Genomic DNA, 23,869 nt, shown 5'->3' on the forward strand with positions numbered 1-23,869 from the left:
GGACATTCTTCTAAACGATCACCTCAAACCCCGGCAAGAAGCTCGGCCACGCAGCGAGGAGGAAGTTTTCCGGTCATCAAAATGATGAGGTGATCTAGTCCATTCGTTCGAAGCTCAACGACGGACGGACCGCCCGAACGGACAGCCCGGCCTGTACGTGCACGTATACCAGGGCACCGTGGACGGAGCTGAACTCAGCAGCACCTACTACTCCTTGCCAGCCGTGGTCGGCAGTACGCTGAAGATCCTCAGTGAGGCCGACGGGGTGCTTTCCATCAGCTCGTCCGACGGCACCAGCAACACGTTCGACATCGCATCGGGAACGATCAAGTAGATAATCGGAGAACGTCCGAGCAACGCTTAGCACGTCAAAAATCAAGAACATCCTGTTTGGGGACCGGCAGCCCTGCCGGTCCCCAAACACGTATTAGCAATCGTGCGCACGACGGGCTGCTTTCAGTGGGCCTCGCTCAAGGAGCGGTAGAGCGTCGAGCGGCCCACCCCGGGTTCCCGAACGCGTCCAGAGCCAACTGCTGCTGCAGGTCCGAGTCGGTGTTAGGCCTGCTCCGATCTCGCGCCCGGCACCAACAGTTCCGTGGACCGACGCGGCTCGTCGATCACCTTCCGTCCACGATGAAATGGTGACGGCGAATCCTCCGTTTCTGCAGAGGCTATTTTCGGGAGCTGCCGTAGTTAAGTGCTGTGTTCCTCGCGGCGCCGGGGCGCCGCTCGTCAACGAGCCTTCAATCGCCTCGGGAGCGGCCGCCGCTCGCAAGCTCGCGGCTGTGGCTCCTTGGTGAGCGGCGCCCGCTCCCCTCGGCTCAATCACTCATATCTGAGCGCCTCGATCGGGCGTAGCGATGCCGCGCGACTGGCCGGGTAGAAGCCGAAGAACAGGCCGGTGAACAGGGAGACGCCGAAGGCCAGGTAGATCGAGTACGGCGCGATCTGGGGTTGCACGCCGGCGATCGGGAAGTGGGCCACGGTCACCCCGATCACCACGCCGATCGTTCCGCCGATCATGGACAGGATCACGGCCTCACCGAGGAACTGGGCGATGATGTCCCGCCGGTTGCCGCCGATGGCCTTCCGGATGCCGATCTCCCGGGTTCGCTCGGTCACCGAGACCAGCATGATGTTCATGACGCCGATACCGCCGACGAGCAGCGAGATGCCGGCGACCGCAGCGAGCAGGATCGTCAACGTCTTGTTGGCCGACGACCCGGCGGCCAGGACCGCGGAGGGGTTGAACACCACGAAGTCGGGGTTCGCCATGTCGACCTGATGCCGTTTCAGCAGCAGCTTCGTGACCTCGATCTGGGCGTCCGCGCTGTGGCCGGGCTCCACCTGGACATCCAGGGCGCTCAACGGCGACTGGCCGGGCGGGTAGTACCCGTACAGGCTGTCCGCGACCGCGCTCTCGTTCGCGAAGATCTTGTCGTCGAGATCCTGCTGGCCGGAGTAGCCCTTCGACCCCAAGATCCCGGTGACCAGGAACGGCTGGCCGTTGATCCGAATGGTCTTTCCGACCAACTCGGCGGAGTCGCCGTCGACCAGGTCCGCGGCGACGCTGGTGCCGACCACCGCGACGCGGCGGTGGGCCAGGTAGTCCGCGTCGGTGAACAGCGAACCGGCGGCGATCGTGTCGTTGTTGATCGTCAGGTACGCCGGAGTGGCGCCGATGATGATCTGGGTGGTGTGCGAGGAGCTGCCGAGCACGGTGGGGACCGAGCGCACGACGACCGCCGGGGTCACCCCGGTCACGTGGGGCGTCTCGGGGTTGTCGACGACCGCCGCCGCGTCTTCCATGGTCAGCACCGGCTTGCGGTAGCGGGTGTTGTTGTCCGGCGAGGCCTTCAGCCCGAGCATGCGCCGCGCCTGGGCCAGGAATGCGCTGCCCTGGCCGCCGGCGACCGTGGCGGTCGGCAGCACGAAGAGGCTGTTGGAGCCGAGTCGGTTGATCGAGGCCTGGACGGCGGCGTTGGAACCGGTGCCGACCGCGACCAGGGTGATGACCGAGGCGACGCCGATGATGATGCCGAGCATGGTCAGCAGCGAGCGCATCTTGTTCGCCACGACGCCCGTCCAGGCGAAACGCGCGCTCTCTTTTAGCCTCATCACGGAATCATGCACTGCAACGCCCGAAAAGCCCCAGCCCAGCTGTCCTGATCTGGGCAGGAACGCCCCGAACCGGTGGGCCCGGGGTAATCGGCGCTCCAAGGCGCCACCAAGATCAACAGGGAACTATCGCGCTCGGGCTGACGTCTGAATCGGTGTAGGCGCGACCATGGCGGTCGGAACAGGGGGCTGGGGTGGCGCGATCCGTGGGGCTGCGGCGGCTTGCCCGAGCGGTGCCCGCGCTCACCTCGGCCCTCGTCCTGGCCGGTTGCGGCAGCGGTTCGACGTCGGGGGTCAGTGTCCCGACCGCGCCGGCCGCTGCGAGCTCGACGGCGGGCATGGCCGGGATGGCCATGGGGACCACGACCCCGACGTTGACGCCCGATGCGGGCGCCACCGGGGCGCCGGTCGCGGCGGCCACCCTGGGCTCGATCGCGGACTCCCTGAACTCGATCTCCGGTGTCAGCTACACGTTCACGGTCGGCGGCAGCGACATGATGTCGGCCTGGCCGAACGGGCAGGGCACCCTGGGCGGCTCCCCGATCGCGCTGGATGCCAAGGTCACCAAGCTGATGACGATGGGCTACGACTCCGGCTCGATGGAGTTCCGGTCGGTGGGCGGGCAGCTCTACGTCCAGTCGGTCCGGTGGGACTCCGGTCGCAGTTGGGCGGTCGTCCCGGCCAACGCCTCGGGAAATGCGGCGGCCACCGGCCTGCAGACCCAGCTCGACCAGCTCGACCCGCGGGTCGAGCTGAAGCTGCTGCAGGCCTCCCGGAACGTGCACCTCACCACCGAGGGCACGAGCCTGCCGAGCACCTCGCACTACGTCGGTGAGGTCAGCGCCGCCGAGCTGGCGAGCACGACCGCGCTGGACTCGACCGCCCGCGCCGCGCTCGGCCAGATCTACCCGTCGCTGTCCATCAAGCCGCTCTCGGTCGACGTCTGGGTCGACTCGCAGCAGCGTCCGGTCCGGCTCGAGATCATCTCCCCGACGCCCGGCGGCGGGCTGGACCTGACCATGAACTTCACCGGCTACGGGACCCCGGTGACGATTCCGACGCCGTCCCCGACGATCCCGCTGCCCGCCAACTCCTGACGGGCTCCGAGCCGGCCTCGGCGCGGCCGTCGGCGGCCATCCACAGCACGACGGTCACCGCGAACGCGATCACCAACCACAGGTGCGGCGACTCCTGCGGCGTCGAGGTCCGGCCTTGTGCGATGTCGCGGACGCTCACCGCCGCGGTGAGCCCGACCGCACTGGCCAACGTCGGGAGCAAGGCCTCGGACGCGACCGGCCGGCACGCGGCCGTCAGCAGCCCGACCGCGGTCGCGATCTGCCAGGCCGCCAGCTCCCGGTCCGCGGTGCTGGGGATGCGCAGACCCTCGATGCCGTAACGGATTCCCACCAACGCGAGCAGCACCAGCCCCCACCGCAGCACCGGGACGAGCCGATTGGGCCGGTGCCGGGGCGGCAGCGGCGGACGGACGTCCGGTGCTGTGTCAGGCGGCGCGGTGGAGGCGGGCACGGTGGCCGGTGCCGCCGCCCACCCACGCGGTGCGGCGCGGGTCCGGCGGAGTCGACGAACGGTTCAGCCGAGCGATGGCGGCCAACGCGGTGACGCCGGCTACCAGCAACGCGTGCGGCCACTCCTGCGAGATCGCCACGGTGCCCAACGCGAAGTCGTGGGCGATCACCATGACGGTCAGCAGGGTCGCGACGCTCAGCATCGGGAGCATCTGCGCCGCCCAGCGCGGCCTGGCGGCGACGGACAGGAATCCCACCGCCGAGGCGGCCTCCCACGTGCCCAACTCGCCGACGGCGTGCCACGGCCCGAGCAGTTCGGGGGCCGCCAGCCCCATCTCCAGCGCGGCGACCAGCACCAGCACCCAACGGAGCAGCACCGTTGCCCGACCCGGCTGCGGCCGATCGGCCGCCCACTGGTCGAGGATCGCGGCGGTCAGGTCCGGGACCGGCTCGCTGGCGTGCACCCGCGTCGCGCGGTGCACCCGGCGCGTACCGGCCTCGAAGGCGGCACACTCCGCGCATCTGCGCAGATGCGCCTGCAGCAAGGACTCCTCGACCCCGAGCGGTTCGCCGTCGGCCCCCGCCGAGAGCGCTTCCCGCCACATCTCGCATCCCATACCGGAGGAGTCGTCGGCGCCGTCCCGGCGGTTCCACGACGTTGATGAGGGCGACTTGGAGACCACCTGAAGGAGCAAAAGGTCAAATCTCCCCCCGAACCAGGCAAATCCGGCCGAATCGGGGGAACTTGAACTTTCTGCCCGGCGACCTGCACCGTGTCCGAGTACCGGAATTTTCCGGACGAGGATCCTCGGGCACCCGCCCCCGGTGCCCGCTTCGATCAGCAGGAGGCAGAAGTTGAGTACGGAGTCCTCTCGTCCGATCCGCGGCGTCCGACTCGGACGTACCGCCGCGGTCCCGGCTGCGGCCGCCGCTCTGGTCGTCCTGATGGCGGCGGCAGCCTCGGCGCACGTGACCGTGCACAGCCCCGGTGCGCAGGAAGGCGGCTCTGCCACGCTGACGTTCAAGGTCCCCAACGAGGAGGCCGACGCCAGCACCAAGCAGGTCGAGATCGACCTGCCCACCGACACTCCGTTGACCGGCGTGACCGCCCAGGCACCGGCCGGGTGGACCAGCCAGGTGAGCCCGGACAAGATCGTCTTCTCCGGTGGCACCATCAGCGGTGACGACTCGGTGCAGTTCCCGGTAAAGGTCGACAAGTTGCCGATGTCCCCGACGATCGTATTCAAGGCGCTGCAGACCTACAGCGACGGCAACGTCGTGCGCTGGATCGAGCAGGCGCCCGCCGGCGCCCCCGAACCGGCCCACCCGGCACCCACGTTGAAGTTGCAGCCCGCGGCAAAGGCCGCAGCCGCCCCGACCGCGAAGGCCGCGGCTACCAGCGCGGCGCCCGCGCCGAGCAAGGCCGCCGCGCCGAGCAAGGCCCCCGCGCCGAGCAAGGCCCCCGCGCCGAGCATGGTCAAGGCGGGCACCGGCGGGCAGGCCTCCGAGGGTTCCTCGACCGTCCCGGTCGTCCCGTTGACGGCCCTGGGTGCTGGTCTGGGCGTGGCCGCGCTGGCTGCGCGTCGACTCGTCCGCCGCTGAGCCGCCGGCCCGAATGACGGACAAGACGCCCCGCCGCACCGGGTCCGCGCCCAGCGGTCCGGGTGCGCGGTTGGCGTTGGCCGCCGGGGCGCTGATCGCCGGCTACGGCGCGATCATGGCACTCCCGGCGGCTCCACCCGCAGCCTCGAGCGGCATCAGCGTGGCCGCCGAATCGCCCGCTGCGCCGATGCCGACGCCGGACCCGTCAGCCGCCCCGGACGACTCGGCCGCGCCGCACCAGTTGACGCTGCCGGAGCTCGGCGCGGGCGCACCGGTCCTGCCGGTGACCACCGCCGCCGACGGCAGCCTCGGCATCCCGGACGACCCCACGATGCTCGGCTGGTGGCAGGGCGGCGCGAAGCCCGGCGATGCGTCCGGGGCGGTGGTCATCGACGGCCATGTCGACTCGGACAAGTACGGCATCGGCTTCTTCGTCAACCTGCGCCGACTGCGCGACGGAAACCACGTCCTGCTCGCCGACGGCTCGGGGACCGTGACCCGCTGGCGCGTGGTCGACTACAAGAAGTACCCGCGCGACCTGCTGCCCGCCGACCAACTGTTCACCACCGACGGCCCGCTGCGGCTGATCCTGGTCACCTGCGGCGGCGTCTTCGACCACGCCAGCCACTCCTACCCCGACAACCTGGTGGTGCTCGCGGTCCCCGACCCGGCTTGAGGCGGGCAATGTCCCCGCACGCAGCAGGTACTCCGCGGCAATCCAAGTCGCGGACGCTACGTTGTCCCGCAACGGCATGATCGGCCGGCGGGACAGTGTGGTGGAGGAACCTGATGGGCAAGAGCGGTAAGCCGGACAGCGACCGTGCCCGGAAGATCGCGGAGATGCGGGCGGCCCAGAAGCGCTCGGAACGCAAGCGGAAGTTCGTGTTCGGAGGACTGGTCGTGGTCGTGGTCGGCGTGATGGGCGCCGGCATCGGGATCGGCGTCGCGAACAAGGGTGGCGGGGACAAGAACAAGCCCGACCCGGCCGCTTCGGCCGCCCCGTCGGGCACCGGCCCGGAGGGCATCCCGCTGGAGGCCGGCACCGTGCTGGCCGGTCTGGAGAAGGCGGCCAGTGGAGCCACCGTCAACGGCGTCAGTTGCGACGCGTCCGAGCAGGTGGCCTACCACATCCACACCCACCTGGCGATCTACGTCAACGGCACCCTGCGCCCTGTGCCGACCGGCATCGGGATCGTGACTCCGCAGATCACGCAAGGTCCCGGCGGCCCGTTCGCCGCGGCCAGCAAGTGCTACTACTGGCTGCACACGCACACCAACGACGGCATCGTCCACATCGAGTCGCCGACCCCGAAGACCTACACGCTCGGGGACTTCTTCGCGATCTGGGGCCAGCCGCTGAACGCGAACGCCGTCGGCAGCGAGACCGGTGCCGTCACCGCCTACGTGAACGGCACGAAGTTCACCGGCGACCCGGCCACGATCCCGCTGGGCTCGCGCACCGCGATCCAGCTCGACGTCGGCAGCGACTACCCGTTCCAGACGGTCGACTGGTCCAAGTCCCAGCTCTGATCCGCGCCCCCGGGGGAAGACCCCCGTAACCGGGAACCGGTGGGCGGTTCCGGACGACTTGTGCTCAAGAGGGTCCGGCTCGAACCCGACCGGCAGGGTCGGGCCCTCTTCGGGACTCGTCGATCGGCACGGCGCGGGAGCCACAGTGGAGAGCGACATCGCGGGTTGCTGCGCGGACCAGTCCGGCCGCCACCTCGAGCCACCGGGCGAGCACTCGCGCGGTTACACGGTCGACAAGGAGGTCTGGCTCAAGCGCCTGCGCCGCATCGAGGGCCAGGTCCGGGGGCTGGGCCGGATGGTCGAGGAGGACGCCTACTGCATCGACGTGCTGACCCAGGTCTCGGCGGCCACCAAGGCGCTGCAGGCGGTGGCGCTGGGCCTGCTCACCGAGCACCTCGGCCACTGCGTCGCGCACGCCGGCCCCGGCCAGGACGGCATCGACGCGAAGGTCCGCGAGGCCTCCGAGGCGATCGCGCGGCTGGTGCGGTCCTGAGGATGCGGGTCAAGGCTCTGGGCAGCGCCGCGGCAGCGGTGGTGCTCGCGTCGACCGCCGCGGGGTGCGGCGGGCACAGCGGCCCGGACGTCGCGCAGGCCGTCGGCGAGTCCATGCCCGGCATGAAAATGGCCGCCTTCGAGGGCGACGGCCGCACGAACACCGTCGACGGCTACTCGCTGGTCGACCTGCACGCCCCGAACAAAGCCGGCCAGGCCGGGACGCTGAGCTTCGTGATCAACGGTCCGACCGGCAAGCCGCAGACCGATTTCACGCTCCAGCAGACCAAGCTGCTGCACCTGTACGTCGTCCGTGGCGACCTGACCGGCTTCGAGCACGTCCACCCGAGCCTGGACCCGAAGACCGGGAAGTGGTCGGTGCCGATCACGTTCGCGAGGCCTGGTCCGTACCGACTGGTCGCGGAGTTCGAGGCGTTGAAATCCGACGGAAACTTCGCCGACCGTATTCTCGGCTCCGACCTGCGTATCCCCGGCACCTACCGACCCACCCCGTACACCCCGACCTACGGCACGGCCTCCGTGGCCGGCTACACGGTGGGCCTGGACCAAACCGCGAAGGCCAACGGTCCGAACCTGCATCTGCACTTCACTCAAGGCGCTCGCGGTGTCGGCGATCTGCAGCAGTACCTGCAGTCGTACGCGCACGTCACCGGCTTCCGGAAGGGCGACCTGGCCGCCGTGCACGTGCATCCGAACGAGAACCCGCCGAGGGCCGACCCGAACGCGGTCGGCGGTCCGGTGCTCACGCTGGCCTCGCTGTTCACGACCGCCGGGGAGTACCGGTTGTTCGTCGAGTTCCAGACCGCCGGGGTGGTGCACGAGGTTCCGCTGGACATCAAGGTCGGGTAGCCGGGAACCGACGGTGGTCGACAGACGACTCATTGGGCACGGAGGGAGGCGCCGACCTGTGGTCAGCGGCGTGTGCGGCACGGAGCGTGGCTTCGCCGTGCCTGCGCCCAGGCTCGCGCGCACCGCGGCCGGCCGCCTGGTCGCGCTGCTGCTGCTGATCCTCGGCACGCTCGGAATCGGTGTCGTCGGTGCCGGTCCGGCCTTCGCCCACGCGCAGTTGCTGTCCACCGATCCGGTCGCCGGTGCCCGCCTGACCGCCCCACCGGACCACGTCAGCCTGACCTTCGGCGAGACGGTCAGCTTCGTGCCCGACGGGTTCCGGCTGCTGGACCGCACCGGATCGGACGTGACACTGGCGGCCCCGCAGGAGTCCGGGACCAAGGTGACGGTGGCCGTTCCGGGCAAGCTGGCGGACGGCGCCTACGTGTTCTCCTGGCGGGTCGTCTCCGCCGACACCCACCCGGTCGCCGGGGCGATCCCGTTCACCGTCGGCAATGTGAGCGGCGGGGCGGCGCCGGCGATCAGCGTGGGCGGTGGCGCGCCGGGCTCGACGCAGCCGCTGGCCGCGGTGAACCGGTGGGTCGGCTACGTCGGCGCGATCGGCTCGGTCGGCACATTGTTCTTCGTGCTGCTTTGCTGGCCGGCAGGTCGGCGAGACCGGTTCGTGCGGCTCGTCGGTGTCGCGGGCGCGGCGCTGGTCGCGATCACGGCGGTCGTCGCGCTGCCGCTGCAGGCGTCGTTGGCCGACGGCGTCCCGGTGCACAAGGTCTTCTCCGGTGGTGCGGTCCGCGCAGTGCTGCACTCGACCTTCGGGCACGCCGCGATCGCGCGGTTGGTGCTGGCGGTGCTGCTGGCAGTGCTGCTTTCCACGCCGCGTCGCCTGCCGGGACTCGACGGCGTGTGCGCCGCGGTCGGCGTCGCGCTGCTGGCCTGCTTCTCCTGGGCCGGACACGCTTCGGTGTCCGACGTCCCGGCGCTGACCGTGGCCGACGACGTGATCCACCTGGTCTGTGTGGTCACCTGGCTGGGCGGGTTGTCCCTGCTGGCCACCCGCCTGCTGCCGGCGCCCTTGCCCGGGCTCGAGGTGGTGCTGGCGCGGTGGTCGCGCACCGCGATGTGGGCGGTGGGCCTGCTCGTGGTCACCGGCGTGATCCAGGCCTGGCGGGAACTGCGCAGCCTGCACGCACTGGCCGACAGCGACTACGGCCACTGGATCATCGCCAAGACGTGCGGACTGGTGCTGCTGGTCCTGCTCGGCAACCTCGGGCGGAGCCGGGTCCAGGCCTGGACCCAGTCCGGGATCGGGACGACCCCGGCCGGTGCGTCGCTGGGCGCGATGCGGGCCGCCGAGCCGGCGCCGCCGGTCCTCGGTCGACTGCGGCAGTCGGTGGCCGCCGAACTGGTCATCGCCGCGGTGGTGCTGGTGTTCAGTGCGTTGCTGGTGGTCTCCGACCCACACATCGAGAGCTCGTCGGCAGGCATGTCGGGGATGCCCGGCATGTCGATGGCGGCTGGGTCGGTGAGCGGCAGCGTGACGCTGCCGACCGGTCCGGTCGCCACGATCAGCATCAGCCCGGCGATGGCCGGGAGCCCGACCATCAACATCGTGACCACCTCGGGCGGCGGTGGCTCGCTGGACCCGGTAGAGGTCGACGCCACCGCCGCGCTGCCCGCCCGCGGCATCGAGCCGATCCCGTTGACGCTCACCAGGACGAGTGCCGGCCACTACGTGGTCAACGGCGCCCCGTTGGGGTTCCCGGGGACCTGGACGATCACGGTCACCGTTCGGACCTCGGACATCGACTCCGGCGTCGGCACCGTGACTCTCGTCCTGCACTGACTCCGGACGCAGGCAGGGCGGCCGGGTCGTTGCCGACCCGACCGCCCCACGGGCTGTCAGCGGGTGCTCAGCCCCCGCACTCGCACTTGTCGCCGCAGTTGCACGGGTTGCACGGGCAGCCCTCCGCGTGGTTCGTCTCCGGGTCCGACATGACCATCAGTCCTATCCGTTGGTTCGGAGCAGGGCTTCGACCGGCCGGAACGCACGGTACTCCCCGCCGACCGGTGGCCGGAACGGCCACTCGGCGATGAAAGTTGGTCCCGGATTCGGTCATGATCAATTCGGGAACTCGGGCGACTCGCGGAGCGACTCTTATGGTTGCGGCAGGACAACCGAATCGTCGGCCCCCTGCCGCGGTGTCGCGGTCCGGGGGTTCGTCTGCGCGGCGGCTGTCGCCGTGAGAAGGGTGGTTCGGTGCCCCGCGCTGTCCGAACATTGCTGGCCGGGTTGACGCTCGCCGGGACCTTGTTGGTCACGGCCGGCGCCGCGTCCGCGCACGTCACCGTTTCCCCGACCAACGTCCCCGCGGGTCAGGACGCCACGCTGACCTTCACGGTGCCCGACGAGAAGGACGATGCCTCGACGGTTGCCCTGCGGCTGGTTCTGGCCGATGGCGCGGCGTTGCACGAGGTCAGCCTGCTCTCCAAGCCGGGTTGGGACTTCACCACGGCAGCACCGGTGTCCGCCACCAGTTCTCCGCAGCCCACGACGCCGCAGGCGACCGCAACCGCCGCCCCGCAGTCGACCCCGATGCCGAACATGCCCGGGATGTCGGGAATGTCCGGGATGTCGATGCCGGGCGTGGCCCGGGCCGACGACACCCCCACGGCGACCGCGGCACCGAGCCCGAGCGCCTCGGCCGACTCCGACGGCGACTCGGGCGGTCCGGCGATCGGGTCGATCAGCTGGACGGCCCGCGACTCGTCGGTTGCCATCCGCCCCGGCACCTTCCAGCAGTTCGAGATCTCCGCGGCGATGCCCGCCGACCGGTCCTCGCTGATCTTCGCCGCAATCCAGACCTACAGCGACGGCACCGTGGTGCGCTGGATCGACCAGGCTGCGCCGGGCGCCGCCGAACCCGCGCACCCGGCCCCGACCGTGACCCTGGGTTCCGCGGGCTCGATGCCGGGTATGCCCATGTCGGGCATGACGCCCGCACCGAGTTCGGGCGGGTCGATGAACATGGCCATGTCGGGGATGTCCGGGATGGACATGTCCGGCAGCAAGTCCGACTCGGTGAATGTCGCGCTGGTCGTGGCGATCGCGGCGCTGATCGCCGCGATGACCGCCGCGGTGCTCGCGATGAACGCGTTGAGCCGGGCACGGGGAGCGCGTTCCGATGGCCACTGATCCGCGCGCCGGATCCGGGTCGGGAAGCAGGTGCCCGTGGGCTCGATGAGTTCCGGCGGCTTCGACCTGCTGTCGTGGCCTGCCCGGGGCATCTGGGTGGTGCTCTACGGCTGGGTGCTGGCCAACCACCTGGTCCACGTCAGCTACATGAGGGCGCAGCCGCGGGCCTGGCACTTCACCCACGTCGCGATGGCGCTCGGGATGATCTACATGTTCACCCCGTGGCGTGGTGAGCCGGCACCGGCCCGCGCCTGGGAGGCCGCCTATCTGGTGATCGCCGCCACGATCATGGCGTGGGTGATCTACGAGTGGGCGCGCGGTCGGGCGGTGAACCTGTTGTGGTTCACCCAGCTGATCGCGATGCTGGCGATGGCGTTCATGTACGCGCTGATGTCCGGCGCGACGCCGGGTGGTTACCACGTGCTGACTTACGCGTTCGTCGTCTTCTACGTCGTCGAGGCGGCCGGCTGGAGCCGGCGTCACTTCGCCGAGGCCGACGAGGAACGGCTGTCCTGGGTCCCGTTCTCGTTGCACCCGCGGCCGGCCGGGGCGGTGTGCGCCTCGCGCCTGTGCGGCAGCGTGCCGGTCGACCTGTCGTTGTCCGGGACCGTGATGGCCCTGGGCATGGCGTGGATGTTCCTGGGGATGGACGACCAGGCGTTGCAGTTCGTGGCCCACGCGACCACGCCCGGCCATACCGCGGACAGCCTGCTGGCGGCGGTGGTCGCGATGATCGCGCTGGCGGTCGTGCTGCCGCTGCCGCTGCGCCCCCCCGACCTACTGCGCTCCGATCATCGATGATCTGAGCGTTGTTCTCTCATACGTGAGGCGTCACGGAATCCGGACAAACCGACGGTCCAATGACGTCTCAATCATCGATGATCTGGGCGGGGCTCAGCGGCCGTGGCGGACCCAGTGCCCGGCGAAGAGGGCGTCGGGGTCGATCTCGCGGGGTGGGATCGGACGCGAGACCCACGTCAGGTTCACGAAATGGCGGGCGTTGACGTTCTCAGTGGTGATGTTCCCGCCCCACGTCCCGCAGCTCAGGCTCAGCGTGAACGGCAGCCCGTTGCGCGGGCTGCCGGCGCCCTCGTTGAGGTTCTGATTGACCATCACCCGCGCGGTCCGGGTGCCATGGGCCAACGCCTCGACGTTGGCATCGCTGCTGGTGTGGATGCCGCAGGTGTGCCCCAGGCCCTGGTGGCCGGTGATCCCGTTGACGATCGCCACGGCGTGGGAGATCCCGCCCCGGTAGGTGTAGAGCGCGAGCACCACCGACAGCTTCTCCCCCGAGAACGGGTGCGCCGGGCCCCAACCGTCCTCCGTGACGATCAGGAACGTCCGGTCGGCCGCGATCTCGAACCCGGCCAGCGCGGCGATCTCGCCGGCCGGGCGGGCCACCACGTCGAGGGTCGGGATGTGGCCGCCGTCCGGCCACATCGCCTTGGCCAGCGCCTCCTTCTCGTCCTGGTCGCACACGTGTCCGCCGCGCGCGACCAGTTCGGCCAGCAGCACGTCGTGCACCCCCGCCTCGACGACGACGGCGTTGTCGGCAAGACAGCTGGTGGCCAGGTCGAAGGTCTTGGCGGCGACGATCATCGCCGCGGCATCGGCGATGTCCGCGGTCTCGTCGACCACGTGCACGGAGTTGCCGACGCCAACCCCGTAGGCCGGCGTGCCGGAACTGTAGGCCGCGCGAACCATCGCCGCCCCACCGGTCGCGACCACCAGGTCGGCCTGCCGCATCAGCTCCTGGGTGCGGGTGATCGAGGGCCGCGCGATGGTCTGCACCAGGTCGGCCGGGGCGCCGACCTGGACGCACGCCGCGCGCAGGTGCTCGACGACCAGCGCCGTCGATCGCGCCGTCCGCGGGTGCGGGGACATGACGATCGCGTTGCGGCCCTTCAACGCGAACAACGCCTTCACCGGCGGGGTGGCCTCCGGGCCGGTGGTCGGGATCAGCGCGGCCACCACCCCGACGGGCTTGGCGATCTTCACCAGGCCGCGCGCCGGGTCGGTCTCCACGACGCCCACCGTCGGCACGCGCAGGATGTCGTCGAGTGTGCCGGTCACCCGACGTTGGATCTTGGTCAGCTTGTCCGCGTAGGTGCCGAACCCGCCCTCGGCGACCGCGAGTTCGGCCAGGGCCTGCGCGCGTTCCGGTTGCACAACCGCCCAGGCGGCCGCGGTGCACAGTGCGTCGACCTGCTGCTGCGACCAGTCGGCGATCGCGGCCTGCGCGGCTCGGGCTCGGGCGAGAAGTTCGGCGATCTCGACGGACTCGGCGGTGTCTGCGGTCATGGGCGATTCTGACCTCTCCAGGCGCAGGTGAGGCAGCGTCAGATTCCGGCGACGGGGCTCAGCCGGAATAAGCGAGCCGCTGCGCGTGCCGGCGCAGCGGCTCGGAGGAGATCAGTTCCGGGGTCCGGGCGGCCAGCCACGGGACCCCGTGGCGGGCCAACCAGAACCACCAGGCGGCGGCGCTGGGCGCGGCCGGCGCGGGTCCGACGTCGATGCGCAGGCCGAGCCCCGCCGCTGCGTGCGCTGCCAACATCCGATGCCCGTGGGCCGAGGGGTGCATCCGGTCCACGGCCCAGCACTCGGGCTGTTCGGTCAACGGGGCGACGTCGAGCAGGTGCACGCCGGCGTCGGAACGGAAGTCGTCGAGGCACTCGTTGATCGCGGCGACGTGAGCTCGGATCGAGCGCCCCAGCCGACCGGGGAAGGGCAGGATCCGGGTGGGGTCGTGCAGGCGCGTCACGACGACCCGCGTCCCGTCCTGCCGAAGTTCGCGGACGAGCTCCGCGATCGCGGCCGGGGCCTGCTCGGTCGCCCCGCCGGAACGGAACAAGTCGTTGAGCCCGACGCAGACGTAGGCCAGGTCCGGCTGGTGTTCCAGCGCGACCGGCAACTGGTCCCGGATCACGGCAGCGACCGGTGCCCCGCCGCGGGCCAGCGGCACGAACGGCGCGTCGGCCGCGGCGGCCAGCAGCCCGGCCCAGGTGTCCGCGGGCGCGACCTCCAGCCCGACGCCCTCGCCGGAGGCGATGCTGTCGCCCAGCGAGACGTGCACCCGGCTGCGGTGCCGCCGGACCGGTCCGGTCCGGTCCGGGGTGCCGGTGGGCTCGCCGCGCACAGCCAGGCCGGCGCTCATCGGCGGACGTTGATCCGCGCGTGCGCGCTGGGGGTGGGCTGCGACTGTGACATTGAGTCGCTCGCAAGCTCGCTCATCGGACCACGACCCGCGGTTCGACCTCGTGGGCGTCCAGGAACCCGGCGGCGGTGCGGGCCCAGTCGAAGGTCTCGGCGCGCTCTCGGGCCCGGGTGCGGGCCGGCCCGCGGGGCAGCCCGAGCACCTCCTGGACGGCGTCGGCGAAGGCGGTGGGCCTGCCCGGCACGGCCCACCCCGCGGATCCGATCACCTCGGGCAGCGCGCTGGCCGCATCGACCACAACCGGCGTGCCGGAAGCCAACGCCTCCAGGGCCGCCAGGCCGAAGGTCTCGATCGGCCCCGGAGCCAGCACGACGTCGGCTGAGGAGAGCAGCCGAGCCAGTTCGCCACGGTCGGAAAGGAACCCGACGAACTCGATCGGCAGCCCGGCGGCAGCGCGTTCCATCCGCTCCCGCAGCGGGCCGTCGCCGGCGATCACGCACCGGATCGGCAGGCCCCGGGAGACGAGTTCCCGCACGGTCTCGACGACCCGCATCGGGGCCTTCTCCGGCGAGAGTCGGACGGCCGTGACGAGCAGTGCGGCACCGTCCGGGGACAGCTTCAGCCGCAGCGCGAAGTCCCGGTTGGCCGGGTGGAAACCGATGAGGTCGACGCCGAGCGGGACGCGGCGCAAGTTCGGCGCGGGCAGGCGGTCGAACTCCTGCGCGGCCCAGTCGGTGGTGCACACGACCGTGTCGAAGCCGGTGGCCAGGCGTCGGTTGTCGGCGTCGATCATCCGGCGCAGGCGCATGCCGCCGGGCACCAGGCGGGCGGCCAGCAGGTCCAACCTCTCGTGCACGACGACGATCGCGGGCAGGTCATGGCGCCGGGCCCAGCGACCCAGCCCGCGCAGGGTGAGCCGGTCGTGGACCTCGAGCCGGTCGGGAGCGAGTGCCGAGAGCAGCTGGGTCACCCGGGCCGGGCGCGGAATAACCCGGTAGCCGCCGCTGCCCGGAAGCACCGGGGCGTGCAGCCTGTGGATGGTGCCCCACGGCGTCCGTTCGACCTCGTCACGGTGGCCCGGCACGATCTGGACCACCTCATGGCCGAGGGCCGCGTAGCCCTCGGCCAGATGGCGCATCGCAGTCCGCAGCCCCCCGGAGCGGGGGGTCACGAAGTTGGCGCACTGCACGATCTGAGTCACCGTCAGGCCGCCACTCCGGCCGCGGCGACCTGTTCGTAATGGGTGATCAGTTCGTCGCCGATCACCGTCCAGGTGCGGCCGTCCACCGAGGGCCGCGCGGCGGCCGCGAGCGCCGACCGCCGGGTCGGGTCGTCGCGCAGACTGCGGAGCGCGCGATGCAGGTCGGTGGCGTCACTCGGCCTGAACAGCAGGCCGTTGCGGCCGTCGTCGACCAGGTCGAGCAGGCCACCCGCCGCCGGCGCGACGACCGGCAACCCGCTGGCCAGAGCTTCCTGCGCGGCTTGGCAGAACGTCTCGTGCGCGCCGGTGTGCACGAAAACGTCGAGCGAGGCGAAGGAGGCGGCCAACTGCTCGCCGTGCTGCAGACCGAGAAACCGCGCCCCGGGCAGTCGACGCTCCAGGCTGTCGCGCTGCGGCCCGTCGCCGACGACCACCAGGCGGATGCCTGGTTCGCGGTCCAGCCCGACGAGCAGTTCCACCTGCTTCTCACCGGCCAGTCGGCCGATGTAGCCGACGATCATCTCGCCGTTCGGAGCGAGTTGCCGCCGCAGCTCTTGGTCGCGGCGGTCGGGGTGGAAGCGGACCAGGTCGACGCCCCGGGCCCAGTGTTCCACCCGGTCCACGCCGTTGCGGTTCAACTCGGCGACTGCGTGCCGACTCGGCGCCAGCGTCCGGCCGACGACCGAGTGGATGCTGCGCAGCCAACGCCACAGCACACGTTCGGCGACCCGCAGCCCGTAACGGGAGGCGAAACCGGCGAGGTCGGTCTGATAGATCGCGACGGTCGGAATCCGTTGCCGGTGTGCGATCCAGGCGCCGTAGGCACCGACCGAGGCAGGCGAGGCGAGGTGGACCACGTCCGGCTGCCACTGCCGCAACAGGCGGGGCAGGTTCGGGTCGGGCAGGCCTAACCGGAAGTCCCGGTAGCGCGGCAGCGCCAGCGACGGCCCGCGGAAGATCGGGGTGTTGTTGTAGTGGTCGGGTTGCCCGTGGCACTCGGGACCGCCGGGTGCGTAGACGAGCGTTTCGTGTCCCCGGGCGTCGAGGTGATCGCACACCCGGAGCACGCTGTTGGTGACGCCGTTGACCTGCGGGAGGAACGACTCGGTGATCACAGCAACTCTCACGTCACGCAGGATCTGACCTGACGAGTGATCAGATTGCAGCCACGGCACGGGTGTTCGGTGAACTGCGGGCACAACCTGGGTTACCTGGGCCGCCGTTTGGCGATCAGCAGGCGGTGACGTTTCCGGGCGCGGAACGGTGGCCCAACACCAGGCGACGCCGATGCGCCTCGCCACACCGGTCGTCGGTCAGTCTGAGGAGCGATCGGCGTGCCCGAGGTCGCGGTCCGGGGCCACCTGGTCGCGGACGGCCCGCTTCAGGGCTGTGGGCTCCGGGAAGCCTTGCGTCGCGCGGTCCCAGACCGGCTCGCCGTCGACCCGGACGACGAACACGCCACCGTGCCCGGGCACCAGTGCCACTTCGGCGAGGTCCGCCTCGAACGTGCCGAGCAGTTCCTGGGCCACCCAGACGGCACGGGGGAGCCAGTGGCACTGGGTGCAGTACTCGATGCTCAGCCGGGCCTTGGCCGGTCCGCCGCCTGCGGTCACGGCGCCAAGTTAGCGGCCCGCCCACGCGACCGGCCCGCCGGTGACCGTGTCGGTTCGGATGTCCTGCGGTGTGGCGGAAGTGGATCGGGTTTGCTGTCCCCTACGTTTGCTCAATTGTCACTTCAGCAACACTGGTAACAGGTGCCAGATAGCGATCTCTTGGGGGGCGTCCGATGGGTGGACTGGCATCGCGTTGGCTGCGGGCCGCAGCGCTGTTGGCGATCACGGTCGCCGTTGCGGGTGCTGCAGGCAGGTTCTCGGAGGCCCAGATGTCTCCGATGGCCCATGTCGGGAACGCGATCAGTTTGAACGTCGGTCGGTAACCATCGAGGTACCCGATTGAGAACCGTTTCGCGACATTGCTGACGGTGCGTCAGTTGACCGGAGCCAGAACGGCGCCGAGAGCTTGCCCGGTGCATTCCTACTTGAAGTAGGATTGCCGTGTGACCGTCTCCAAGGTGTCGATGAGTCTGGATGCGGATGTGCTGGCCCAGACCCGCGAGCGGGTCGGCGGGCGAGGAGTGTCTGCGTACGTGAACGAGGCCGTGCGCCGACAGCTGCGGAGGGACGCACTGGCGGATCTGTTGGCCGAGGTGCGGGAGCAGAACGGACCGGTCCCGGTCGAGCGTATGGAGGAGGTGCGCCGCCTTTGGCCAGGTCCCGCCGCCGAGGCCGTATCGCGCCCAGCCTGAGCGATCTGCTCGTCCTCGACGCCCAGGGTCTGGCGGGAGCCGCCGGGGGCGATCCGACCGTCCAGGCGTGGCTGGAGCGAGCACAAGAACTCGATGCCGATGTGATCGTCTCGGCAGTGACGCTCGCCGAGGTAATCCGCGGGGAGGCCCGGGACGCCCGCTGCAACAGCGTCGTCAAGGCGGTGGACGTCTGGCCGGCCGACGAGGCGCTGGGCCGGGCGGCCGGAGCGCTGCTCGGCCGGGCGAGTTCGGACCGGACCGTAGACGCGGTTGTGGCGGCCACGGTCCTCGCCGCAAGGCAGCATCACGGCACGACGCGCTGCGTCGTCCTGACCAGCGACCCGGACGACCTCACGGCGCTGCTGGCCGATTCACCCGACATCCGGGTAGTGACTTGCTGAGAGCCGGCCTTCCGGTCGCGGGCCGGTTCGGCTCGGCGGACGCCCGCGCGGGTCGCCGAGACGGGGCGCTGCTCCGGTGGCCAGTGATGTTCCTCGATGATTTCGTGGGCCAGATGAAGCGACTGCGGCCGATCGCCGTCGTATTGCCTTGATGGTGTGCTCATCGTGCGGAGGCTCTACGTCGGGAGCGGCTTCGTAAGACTGTGCACGAAGGACGACGGGAGCACTGGCTCGACGGTTACAGTCACTCCGATTCGGGCGACCGAGAACGGCTTGTGACCCTGCTGTTCGACCAGCGGCGTCGCCGTCGTGCGTGGCCGGGTGCTGTCACCATTGCTGTCAAAGAACGAAAACGCCCCGTCCCGATCGCTCGGGCGGGGCGTTTCGCTACATCGCTCCGGTGGGCAGGGGCGGGGTCGAACCGCCGACCTTCCACTTTTCAGGCGGACGCTCGTACCAACTGAGCTACCTGCCCCGGGTCGGACTCGCAGAGTCTAAGGCATCCGGAGGGGCCCGGAGCGGGACGGCCGGCCGTTGGGGATCAGAAGCGCTCGACGTGCTCCTCGCGGACGATCCGGCGCCCACTGCTGTCGTAGTCGTAGCGCGGATCGGACGCGGTAACGACCGTGCTGCGCCGCTGTCCGCCGAACCCGCCCCAACTGCTCCAGAACATCATCGAGAGCAGGATGCCGACGCCGCCGACCAACATCAGAATCACGCCGACGTTGCTCAGGTTGACGTCGCTGGAGTGGACGTTCACGGCGAACTTCAGGATCGCCCCGATGGCGAAGAGGAAGATGCCTGCACCGATGCCCATGTGTGAACCTCCACTTGCGGGCGGGGCGGGCGCCCCGCTTGGGATTGCGTCACGGCGGTTGGCCGCTGGCGGGAGGCTTCCCTTGCCCGCCTGAGGGAAACGGTCGGACCAGCGCGGCAGCGGCGAGATGCCCCGGAATCAGAACGGGCATCCACGAATTCGTGGATGCCCGGGTTGGCTTGTTCTGCGGCGGTCCCGACGGGATTTGAACCCGCGACCTTCACCTTGACAGGGTGACGAGCACTCCAAACTGCTCTACGGGACCTAGCTCACTTCTTCGACCTCGGCCGGTTGCCCCGCCTTATGTCGCTGGACATTGTGGCATACCGCAGGGGCCTGTTGCGCAAGGCATCGCGTCCGTGGGCATGTACATCGAAGGCACTCTCACGCCACACTGGCCCCGCGACGAGCAGTCGGAGCCACCGGCGCCGCGCGAACTCACTGCGTGCACGCTCATGAACTGCGTCATACCGGTGCTTCGCGGCAACGGAGGGTGCCTTGTTCAGGCAAGTGCTCGATCCATTCGACAATCTGGCCGCCACCGCGACGGTCGCGTTGCTCCCGCTGGCAGTGCTGCTGGTCCTGCTGGTGGTGCTGCGCCAGACTGCCTGGCTGGCGGCGCTGGTCGGCTCCCTCGTCACGTTCCTGATCGCCTGGGCGGCCTGGGACATGCCGTTCGACCTGGGCGCGCGCGCCTACTACTACGGCAGCTTGAACGGACTCTGGGCGGTCGACTGGATCACGTTCTGGGGCCTGATCCTGTTCAACACGTTGGTGGTGACCGGTCGCTTCGACCGGCTGCGCGCCTGGTTGGTGGCGCAGGGCACCGCGGACGTCCGCATCCAGACGCTGCTGTTCGCCTGGGCCTTCGGCGCGCTGCTGGAAGGCCTGGTCGGCTTCGGCTATCCGTGGGCGGTGGTCGCGCCGCTGCTGATCGGGCTGCGGATCCCGGACAAGGACGCGATCCGGGTCGCCGCGATCGCCAACAATGCGCCGGTCTCCTACGGCGCGCTCGGCGCGCCGGTGATCGCGCTGGCCGCAGTCACCGGGCTGCCGCTGATCGACCTGTCCGGCTCGATCGGCGCGGTCGTCGCGGTGCTGGCCCTGCTTCCGCCGTTCATCCTGATCTACCTGGTGTCCGGCAAACGCGGGCTGCGGGACGGCTGGCCGTTGGCCATCGTCGGCTCGCTCGGTTACATCGCGGGTCAACTGCCGGTCGCGGTCTATCTCGGCCCGTACCTGCCCGACGTGATCGGGTCGATCACCTGCTTCGTCGCGTTGTTCGTGCTGATCCGGTTCTGGCGGCCGGCGACGGTGCTCGGCTACGGCGGGGAGCCGGTGTCGCAGGCGGACATCGACGCGGACCGGAATCGTGGCCCGGCGCTGTCGGCCTCCGCGGTGCTCGGCGCCTGGTTGCCATTCCTGGTGCTGATCGGGGTCGTGGTCGCGTGGACCGGGCCGTGGTCGCGGCTGCCCGGCGTTTCCTGGCTGACGCTCAAGGTGGGGGCGATCTCCGCGGTCAGCCACAAGCCGATCAAGGCGGCCTTCGACTTCAAGCCCTGGATCGGCGGAACCTCGATCCTGGTCTCGTGGCTGATCGTCGCGGTGCTGCTGCGGTTGAGCTTCGCCCAGTTGCGTCAGATTTTCGCGAAGACCCTGCGCCAGATCTGGGGTGCGGCGCTGGTCGGCGTCTTCATCTTCGGCCTGGCCTACGTCTACAACTACTCCGGCATGGCGGCCTCGCTGGCCAGCGCGCTGTCCAAGATGGGCGACTGGTTCATCCTGTTCTCCCCGATCCTGGGGTTGATCGGGGTGGCGCTGTCAGGCAGCAACACCTCGACGAACGCGATGTTCGGCGCGGTGCAGGTGCTGGTCGGCAAGCTGCGCGGCTTCCCGCCGCTGCTGCTGCCCACGTTGAACTCGGTCGGCGCGGAGGTCGGCAAGCCGATCGCGCCGCAGACCGCGAGCGTCGGCGTCGCCACCACGCGCTTCGTGCGCAAGGAAGGCGAGATCATCCGCCACAACTTCGGCTGGACGCTGGTCATCCTCGCCTGGCTGCTGCTGATCGGCGTCGCGCGTTACCTGGCCTTCGACTGGTGAGCGGGCCGCACCGGGCACTCGGCCGGCAAGAAACCAAGCGGGCCCTGGGTGTTTCCGCGGAATCCGGTCCCACCCTCCGCACAGCTCAGCGAGTCTTGGTGAACGTCACCGTGTAGGACTTGCCCGCCACCTTGGTCAGCTCGACCTTGATGTGCCCCGCGGTGACCGACCTTCCCTGACGCAGCGTCAGTTTCTTCTTCCCGACGGTCAGCACCAGTTGCTTGGCCGAGGCACTGTCCAGTTTCGCGGTCGTGCCCAGGACCGCAGCGGTGCCGGTGGCTGTGCTCGCGAAGATCACCGTGCACGTCGCGCCGGAACAGCTGGTGTGCAGTCCGCCCGGCATCGAGGCAGCCATCTTCGGGTCGGACATGTTCATGGGCATCGCCGAGGACGCCATCTTGGACCCGTCCGGCATTGTCATCGACCCGGCCGCAGGCGCGGCGGACGATCCTCCGCCGGACATCCCAGGCATCGAAGACATCGACGAGCCGGGACCCATGTCCATGCCGGACATCGGGTTGGAGTCGTCGGAGGAGTTCGCATTGCCGGACTGCCCGATCACGGTACCGAGGACCATCACTGCGCCGCTCACACCTGCGAAGAACGGCATGACCGCGAAGTTCTGAGTTCTCATCGAAGGCTCCTCGACGTCAACTGATCGCCGCGCCGTGCCGGTCGGAGGACCAGAAGTCGGCGCCGGAATCCTCGGCGCGCAGTTTCTTGTAGGACCGGGCACCCGCGCGATCCGGCCGGTGCAGCCAGGACGGCTTGCGCGGGCGGGCGATCAACCGCAGCAGGCCCCGTGGGCCGGCGGTCGCGAGGATGTGCCTGACTCGCTGCACCAGGTCGGCGCTGAACCCGCTGATTCCTCTCGGACCGAGGAATACCCCGGCCATCAGCGCGACACCGCCGAGCAGCAGAGGTTGGAAATGGTACTGCTCCAGTGCCATCGGCAGGGCCATGAAGAACATGCCGGTCACGAAAACCGCCGGCACGGAGTCGAAGCCGGCGAAGACCGGGATGGCCAGGTAGAACAGTGACTGCATGGCGAAGAACTGCGAGATACCGGGCGGAGCGCCCAGTTGGGGTGCCCAGAACGCCCCGCCGACCCCCGCGAACAGGCCACCGAGAGCGAAAGCCCCGATCCGGTAGGTCCACGGGTTGATGCCAACCGCGGCAGCGGCCTGCTTGTCGTTGCCGACCGCCATCATCGCCCGGCCGTACCGAGAACTCCGGAACCGCTCCACCAGCACGATGCAAACGATCGAGATGCCCATCAGGAAGAAGTACTCGCCGTGCTCGTTGCGCAGGGACAGCCCGTAGAAGTCCGGGCGGGGCACGAACGGTGCCTGCAGGCCGCCGGTCAGCTTCCCCACGGTGAACACCGAGTTCTCGATGGTGAACTGCACCGCCAGCGTCAGCACCATCACGTAGATCGGCGACAGGCGGGCCGAGACCACCGCCACGGCGATCGAGATCGCCACGACCACACCGGTTCCGAACAACGCGGCGACCGGGAACGGCCAGTTGAGCCCCTCGGTGTTCGACCGGTAGGCCCACCCGGACACGTAGATCGCCGTACCGGTCAGGCCCGCCTGCATCAGCGTGATCTCGCGGGCGTACCCGGCGACGATCAAGGTCCCCAGGGCGACGATGCCCATGATGAAGGACATCTGGAGGATGAACAGCCAGTAGCTGTTCTCGAAGGTACCCAGCAGGATCCCGACGAGCAGCAACACGGGTCTACCGACGCCTAGTCCACCGCGTCGCGACAGACCCGGGAATGCTTCCTGCGATGCGGACTTGTCCCGGCCGGCTGCCGACCTTCTGGAGTTGGTGAGCGTCAGGCTGGACACGGCGTCTCCCGGGACCTGATAAAGACTGACTAGTCGGTTTTGATTATCTTATACCGTTGGAAACCGGGTTGTAACCTCACCTGTGAGCTCTGGGAGGGCGTGTGCCGAAGATCGGTCCGGAGGCTCGTGCGGCGCGGCGGAACCAGTTCACCGAGGCGGCCCGCGATCTCGCGGTCGAGGCTGGGTTCCGGAACATGACGATCGACGACGTCTGCGCCCGGGCAGGCCTGTCCAAGGGGGCGTTCTACGTACACTTCAGCTCCAAGCAGGAGCTGCTGCACGCCATGTTGGACGAGGAGATCGCCGACGTGGACAAGCTGCTGGACGCTCTGGCGGCCGGCGACGGCTCGGAGTTGGAAAAGGTCCGGGCCTTCGTCCGGACGATGGTTCAGCGTGCGCAGGATCCTGCTGAGGTCGCGTTGCGCGCCGAGCTTTGGTCCCACGTCGGGGTCGACGAGGAATTGCGGGACCGCATTGCCGAGGCAGTCCGATCCCGACGCGTGCGACTGGCCGGCTTTGCCACCGCCGGCGCCCTCTCGGGTGAGTTGGCCGAGGTGCCGGCCAACGCATTCGGCGCAGTGCTGGTCGCGCTGGTCGACGGCCTGTTGCTGCACCACGCCGTCGACCCGACCGGTTTCCGGTGGCAGAACATCTCCCGGGTCATCGACATCCTGCTCGATCACCTGGCGGTTCCCGTCATGGTCTGA

The 23,869-nt window shown here is 69.7% G+C and carries 25 protein-coding genes and 2 tRNA genes; 14 read left to right on the forward strand and 13 right to left on the reverse strand.

Annotated elements, in window-relative coordinates:
- Window positions 1-178: 178 nt before the first annotated feature.
- A complete protein-coding gene (locus tag VHU88_13625; protein ID HEX3612721.1) occupies window positions 179-334 on the forward strand; it encodes a hypothetical protein in 156 nt (51 codons plus the stop codon).
- Window positions 335-825: 491 nt separating this feature from the next.
- Here the strand turns inward: VHU88_13625 and VHU88_13630 are convergent, their stop codons facing one another.
- Window positions 826-2,118 carry an ABC transporter permease gene (locus tag VHU88_13630; protein ID HEX3612722.1) on the reverse strand — a complete coding sequence of 431 codons (1,293 nt, stop codon included), beginning with the start codon at window positions 2,116-2,118 and terminating at the stop codon, window positions 826-828.
- A gap of 194 nt (window positions 2,119-2,312) precedes the next feature.
- On the opposite strand from VHU88_13630, the gene VHU88_13635 reads away from it, so the two are divergent.
- Window positions 2,313-3,215 (forward strand): hypothetical protein, encoded by a 903-nt coding sequence (locus tag VHU88_13635; protein ID HEX3612723.1) that lies wholly within the window; start codon window positions 2,313-2,315, stop codon window positions 3,213-3,215.
- Here VHU88_13635 and VHU88_13640 read toward each other — a convergent pair.
- Window positions 3,145-3,645: a hypothetical protein gene (locus tag VHU88_13640; GenBank protein HEX3612724.1), complete on the reverse strand. Its 501-nt coding sequence runs from the start codon at window positions 3,643-3,645 to the stop codon at window positions 3,145-3,147. The genes VHU88_13635 and VHU88_13640 overlap by 71 nt on opposite strands.
- The gene (locus VHU88_13645; GenBank protein HEX3612725.1) at window positions 3,620-4,249 is read right to left on the reverse strand and encodes a zf-HC2 domain-containing protein; all 630 of its coding nucleotides are present in this window, start codon (window positions 4,247-4,249) and stop codon (window positions 3,620-3,622) included. The genes VHU88_13640 and VHU88_13645 overlap by 26 nt, the downstream gene beginning before the upstream one ends.
- Window positions 4,250-4,499: 250 nt before the next feature.
- Between VHU88_13645 and VHU88_13650 the strand changes: the two genes are divergently transcribed.
- The 8 genes from VHU88_13650 (at window position 4,500) to VHU88_13685 (ending at window position 12,129) form a co-directional block, all read left to right on the forward strand.
- The gene (locus VHU88_13650; protein ID HEX3612726.1) at window positions 4,500-5,246 is read left to right on the forward strand and encodes a YcnI family protein; all 747 of its coding nucleotides are present in this window, start codon (window positions 4,500-4,502) and stop codon (window positions 5,244-5,246) included.
- Between the two features lie 13 nt (window positions 5,247-5,259).
- Window positions 5,260-5,922, forward strand: coding sequence for a class F sortase (locus VHU88_13655; protein ID HEX3612727.1), 663 nt, complete (start codon window positions 5,260-5,262; stop codon window positions 5,920-5,922).
- Window positions 5,923-6,035: 113 nt separating this feature from the next.
- Window positions 6,036-6,776: a hypothetical protein gene (locus tag VHU88_13660; GenBank protein ID HEX3612728.1), complete on the forward strand. Its 741-nt coding sequence runs from the start codon at window positions 6,036-6,038 to the stop codon at window positions 6,774-6,776.
- Between the two features lie 157 nt (window positions 6,777-6,933).
- Complete coding sequence (locus VHU88_13665; GenBank protein HEX3612729.1) at window positions 6,934-7,269, forward strand: metal-sensitive transcriptional regulator; 336 nt, start codon at window positions 6,934-6,936, stop codon at window positions 7,267-7,269.
- Window positions 7,270-7,271: 2 nt separating this feature from the next.
- Entirely contained in the window at window positions 7,272-8,138 is an 867-nt protein-coding gene (locus tag VHU88_13670) for a hypothetical protein (GenBank protein HEX3612730.1), read from the forward strand.
- A 97-nt stretch (window positions 8,139-8,235) separates the two neighbouring features.
- Window positions 8,236-9,978: a copper resistance protein CopC gene (locus VHU88_13675; protein HEX3612731.1), complete on the forward strand. Its 1,743-nt coding sequence runs from the start codon at window positions 8,236-8,238 to the stop codon at window positions 9,976-9,978.
- Between the two features lie 414 nt (window positions 9,979-10,392).
- Entirely contained in the window at window positions 10,393-11,328 is a 936-nt protein-coding gene (locus VHU88_13680; GenBank protein ID HEX3612732.1) for a YcnI family protein, read from the forward strand.
- 45 nt (window positions 11,329-11,373) lie between these two features.
- The gene (locus tag VHU88_13685; GenBank protein ID HEX3612733.1) at window positions 11,374-12,129 is read left to right on the forward strand and encodes a DUF5134 domain-containing protein; all 756 of its coding nucleotides are present in this window, start codon (window positions 11,374-11,376) and stop codon (window positions 12,127-12,129) included.
- 93 nt (window positions 12,130-12,222) lie between these two features.
- Here VHU88_13685 and VHU88_13690 read toward each other — a convergent pair whose 3' ends face one another.
- The 5 genes from VHU88_13690 to VHU88_13710 all read right to left on the reverse strand — a co-directional run bounded on the left by VHU88_13690 (window position 12,223) and on the right by VHU88_13710 (window position 17,296).
- Window positions 12,223-13,629, reverse strand: a complete 1,407-nt coding sequence (locus VHU88_13690; protein ID HEX3612734.1) for an aldehyde dehydrogenase family protein — start codon at window positions 13,627-13,629, stop codon at window positions 12,223-12,225.
- Window positions 13,630-13,687: 58 nt separating this feature from the next.
- Complete coding sequence (locus VHU88_13695) at window positions 13,688-14,482, reverse strand: GDSL-type esterase/lipase family protein (protein HEX3612735.1); 795 nt, start codon at window positions 14,480-14,482, stop codon at window positions 13,688-13,690.
- A 73-nt stretch (window positions 14,483-14,555) separates the two neighbouring features.
- Window positions 14,556-15,683, reverse strand: a complete 1,128-nt coding sequence (locus tag VHU88_13700) for a glycosyltransferase (GenBank protein HEX3612736.1) — start codon at window positions 15,681-15,683, stop codon at window positions 14,556-14,558.
- Window positions 15,684-15,685: 2 nt separating this feature from the next.
- On the reverse strand, window positions 15,686-16,810 hold the full coding sequence (locus tag VHU88_13705) for a glycosyltransferase family 1 protein (GenBank protein ID HEX3612737.1): 1,125 nt from the start codon (window positions 16,808-16,810) through the stop codon (window positions 15,686-15,688).
- 186 nt (window positions 16,811-16,996) lie between these two features.
- The gene (locus VHU88_13710) at window positions 16,997-17,296 is read right to left on the reverse strand and encodes a SelT/SelW/SelH family protein (protein HEX3612738.1); all 300 of its coding nucleotides are present in this window, start codon (window positions 17,294-17,296) and stop codon (window positions 16,997-16,999) included.
- 443 nt (window positions 17,297-17,739) lie between these two features.
- On the opposite strand from VHU88_13710, the gene VHU88_13715 reads away from it, so the two are divergent.
- Entirely contained in the window at window positions 17,740-17,988 is a 249-nt protein-coding gene (locus VHU88_13715) for a hypothetical protein (GenBank protein ID HEX3612739.1), read from the forward strand.
- Window positions 17,946-18,389: a PIN domain-containing protein gene (locus VHU88_13720; GenBank protein ID HEX3612740.1), complete on the forward strand. Its 444-nt coding sequence runs from the start codon at window positions 17,946-17,948 to the stop codon at window positions 18,387-18,389. The genes VHU88_13715 and VHU88_13720 overlap by 43 nt, the downstream gene beginning before the upstream one ends.
- A 401-nt stretch (window positions 18,390-18,790) precedes the next feature.
- On the opposite strand, the gene VHU88_13725 is transcribed toward VHU88_13720, so the two are convergent.
- The 3 genes from VHU88_13725 to VHU88_13735 all read right to left on the reverse strand — a co-directional run bounded on the left by VHU88_13725 (window position 18,791) and on the right by VHU88_13735 (window position 19,471).
- A tRNA-Phe gene (locus tag VHU88_13725) sits at window positions 18,791-18,864 on the reverse strand.
- 66 nt (window positions 18,865-18,930) lie between these two features.
- The gene (locus VHU88_13730) at window positions 18,931-19,206 is read right to left on the reverse strand and encodes a DUF6458 family protein (GenBank protein ID HEX3612741.1); all 276 of its coding nucleotides are present in this window, start codon (window positions 19,204-19,206) and stop codon (window positions 18,931-18,933) included.
- 190 nt (window positions 19,207-19,396) lie between these two features.
- Window positions 19,397-19,471: transfer RNA gene (locus tag VHU88_13735), tRNA-Asp, on the reverse strand.
- A gap of 233 nt (window positions 19,472-19,704) precedes the next feature.
- On the opposite strand from VHU88_13735, the gene VHU88_13740 reads away from it, so the two are divergent.
- A complete protein-coding gene (locus tag VHU88_13740) occupies window positions 19,705-21,306 on the forward strand; it encodes an L-lactate permease (protein ID HEX3612742.1) in 1,602 nt (533 codons plus the stop codon).
- An 85-nt stretch (window positions 21,307-21,391) separates the two neighbouring features.
- On the opposite strand, the gene VHU88_13745 is transcribed toward VHU88_13740, so the two are convergent.
- A complete protein-coding gene (locus VHU88_13745; protein ID HEX3612743.1) occupies window positions 21,392-21,940 on the reverse strand; it encodes a hypothetical protein in 549 nt (182 codons plus the stop codon).
- 16 nt (window positions 21,941-21,956) lie between these two features.
- Window positions 21,957-23,045, reverse strand: a complete 1,089-nt coding sequence (locus VHU88_13750) for a branched-chain amino acid ABC transporter permease (GenBank protein HEX3612744.1) — start codon at window positions 23,043-23,045, stop codon at window positions 21,957-21,959.
- 218 nt (window positions 23,046-23,263) lie between these two features.
- On the opposite strand from VHU88_13750, the gene VHU88_13755 reads away from it, so the two are divergent.
- The gene (locus VHU88_13755) at window positions 23,264-23,869 is read left to right on the forward strand and encodes a TetR/AcrR family transcriptional regulator (GenBank protein ID HEX3612745.1); all 606 of its coding nucleotides are present in this window, start codon (window positions 23,264-23,266) and stop codon (window positions 23,867-23,869) included.

The sequence above is a fragment of the Sporichthyaceae bacterium genome (genome assembly GCA_036269075.1).
Lineage (GTDB): Bacteria > Actinomycetota > Actinomycetes > Sporichthyales > Sporichthyaceae > DASQPJ01.

What these genes read in the sequence shown, in the direction of transcription:
- VHU88_13685 (HEX3612733.1), top strand. Translation starts at nt 11,374, where the DNA reads ATGAGTTCCGGCGGCTTCGACCTGCTGTCGTGGCCTGCCCGGGGCATC.
- VHU88_13645 (HEX3612725.1), bottom strand. Translation starts at nt 4,249, where the DNA reads ATGTGGCGGGAAGCGCTCTCGGCGGGGGCCGACGGCGAACCGCTCGGG.
- VHU88_13660 (HEX3612728.1), top strand. Translation starts at nt 6,036, where the DNA reads ATGGGCAAGAGCGGTAAGCCGGACAGCGACCGTGCCCGGAAGATCGCG.
- VHU88_13630 (HEX3612722.1), bottom strand. Translation starts at nt 2,118, where the DNA reads ATGAGGCTAAAAGAGAGCGCGCGTTTCGCCTGGACGGGCGTCGTGGCG.
- VHU88_13730 (HEX3612741.1), bottom strand. Translation starts at nt 19,206, where the DNA reads ATGGGCATCGGTGCAGGCATCTTCCTCTTCGCCATCGGGGCGATCCTG.
- VHU88_13670 (HEX3612730.1), top strand. Translation starts at nt 7,272, where the DNA reads ATGCGGGTCAAGGCTCTGGGCAGCGCCGCGGCAGCGGTGGTGCTCGCG.
- VHU88_13690 (HEX3612734.1), bottom strand. Translation starts at nt 13,629, where the DNA reads ATGACCGCAGACACCGCCGAGTCCGTCGAGATCGCCGAACTTCTCGCC.
- VHU88_13745 (HEX3612743.1), bottom strand. Translation starts at nt 21,940, where the DNA reads ATGAGAACTCAGAACTTCGCGGTCATGCCGTTCTTCGCAGGTGTGAGC.
- VHU88_13695 (HEX3612735.1), bottom strand. Translation starts at nt 14,482, where the DNA reads ATGAGCGCCGGCCTGGCTGTGCGCGGCGAGCCCACCGGCACCCCGGAC.
- VHU88_13655 (HEX3612727.1), top strand. Translation starts at nt 5,260, where the DNA reads ATGACGGACAAGACGCCCCGCCGCACCGGGTCCGCGCCCAGCGGTCCG.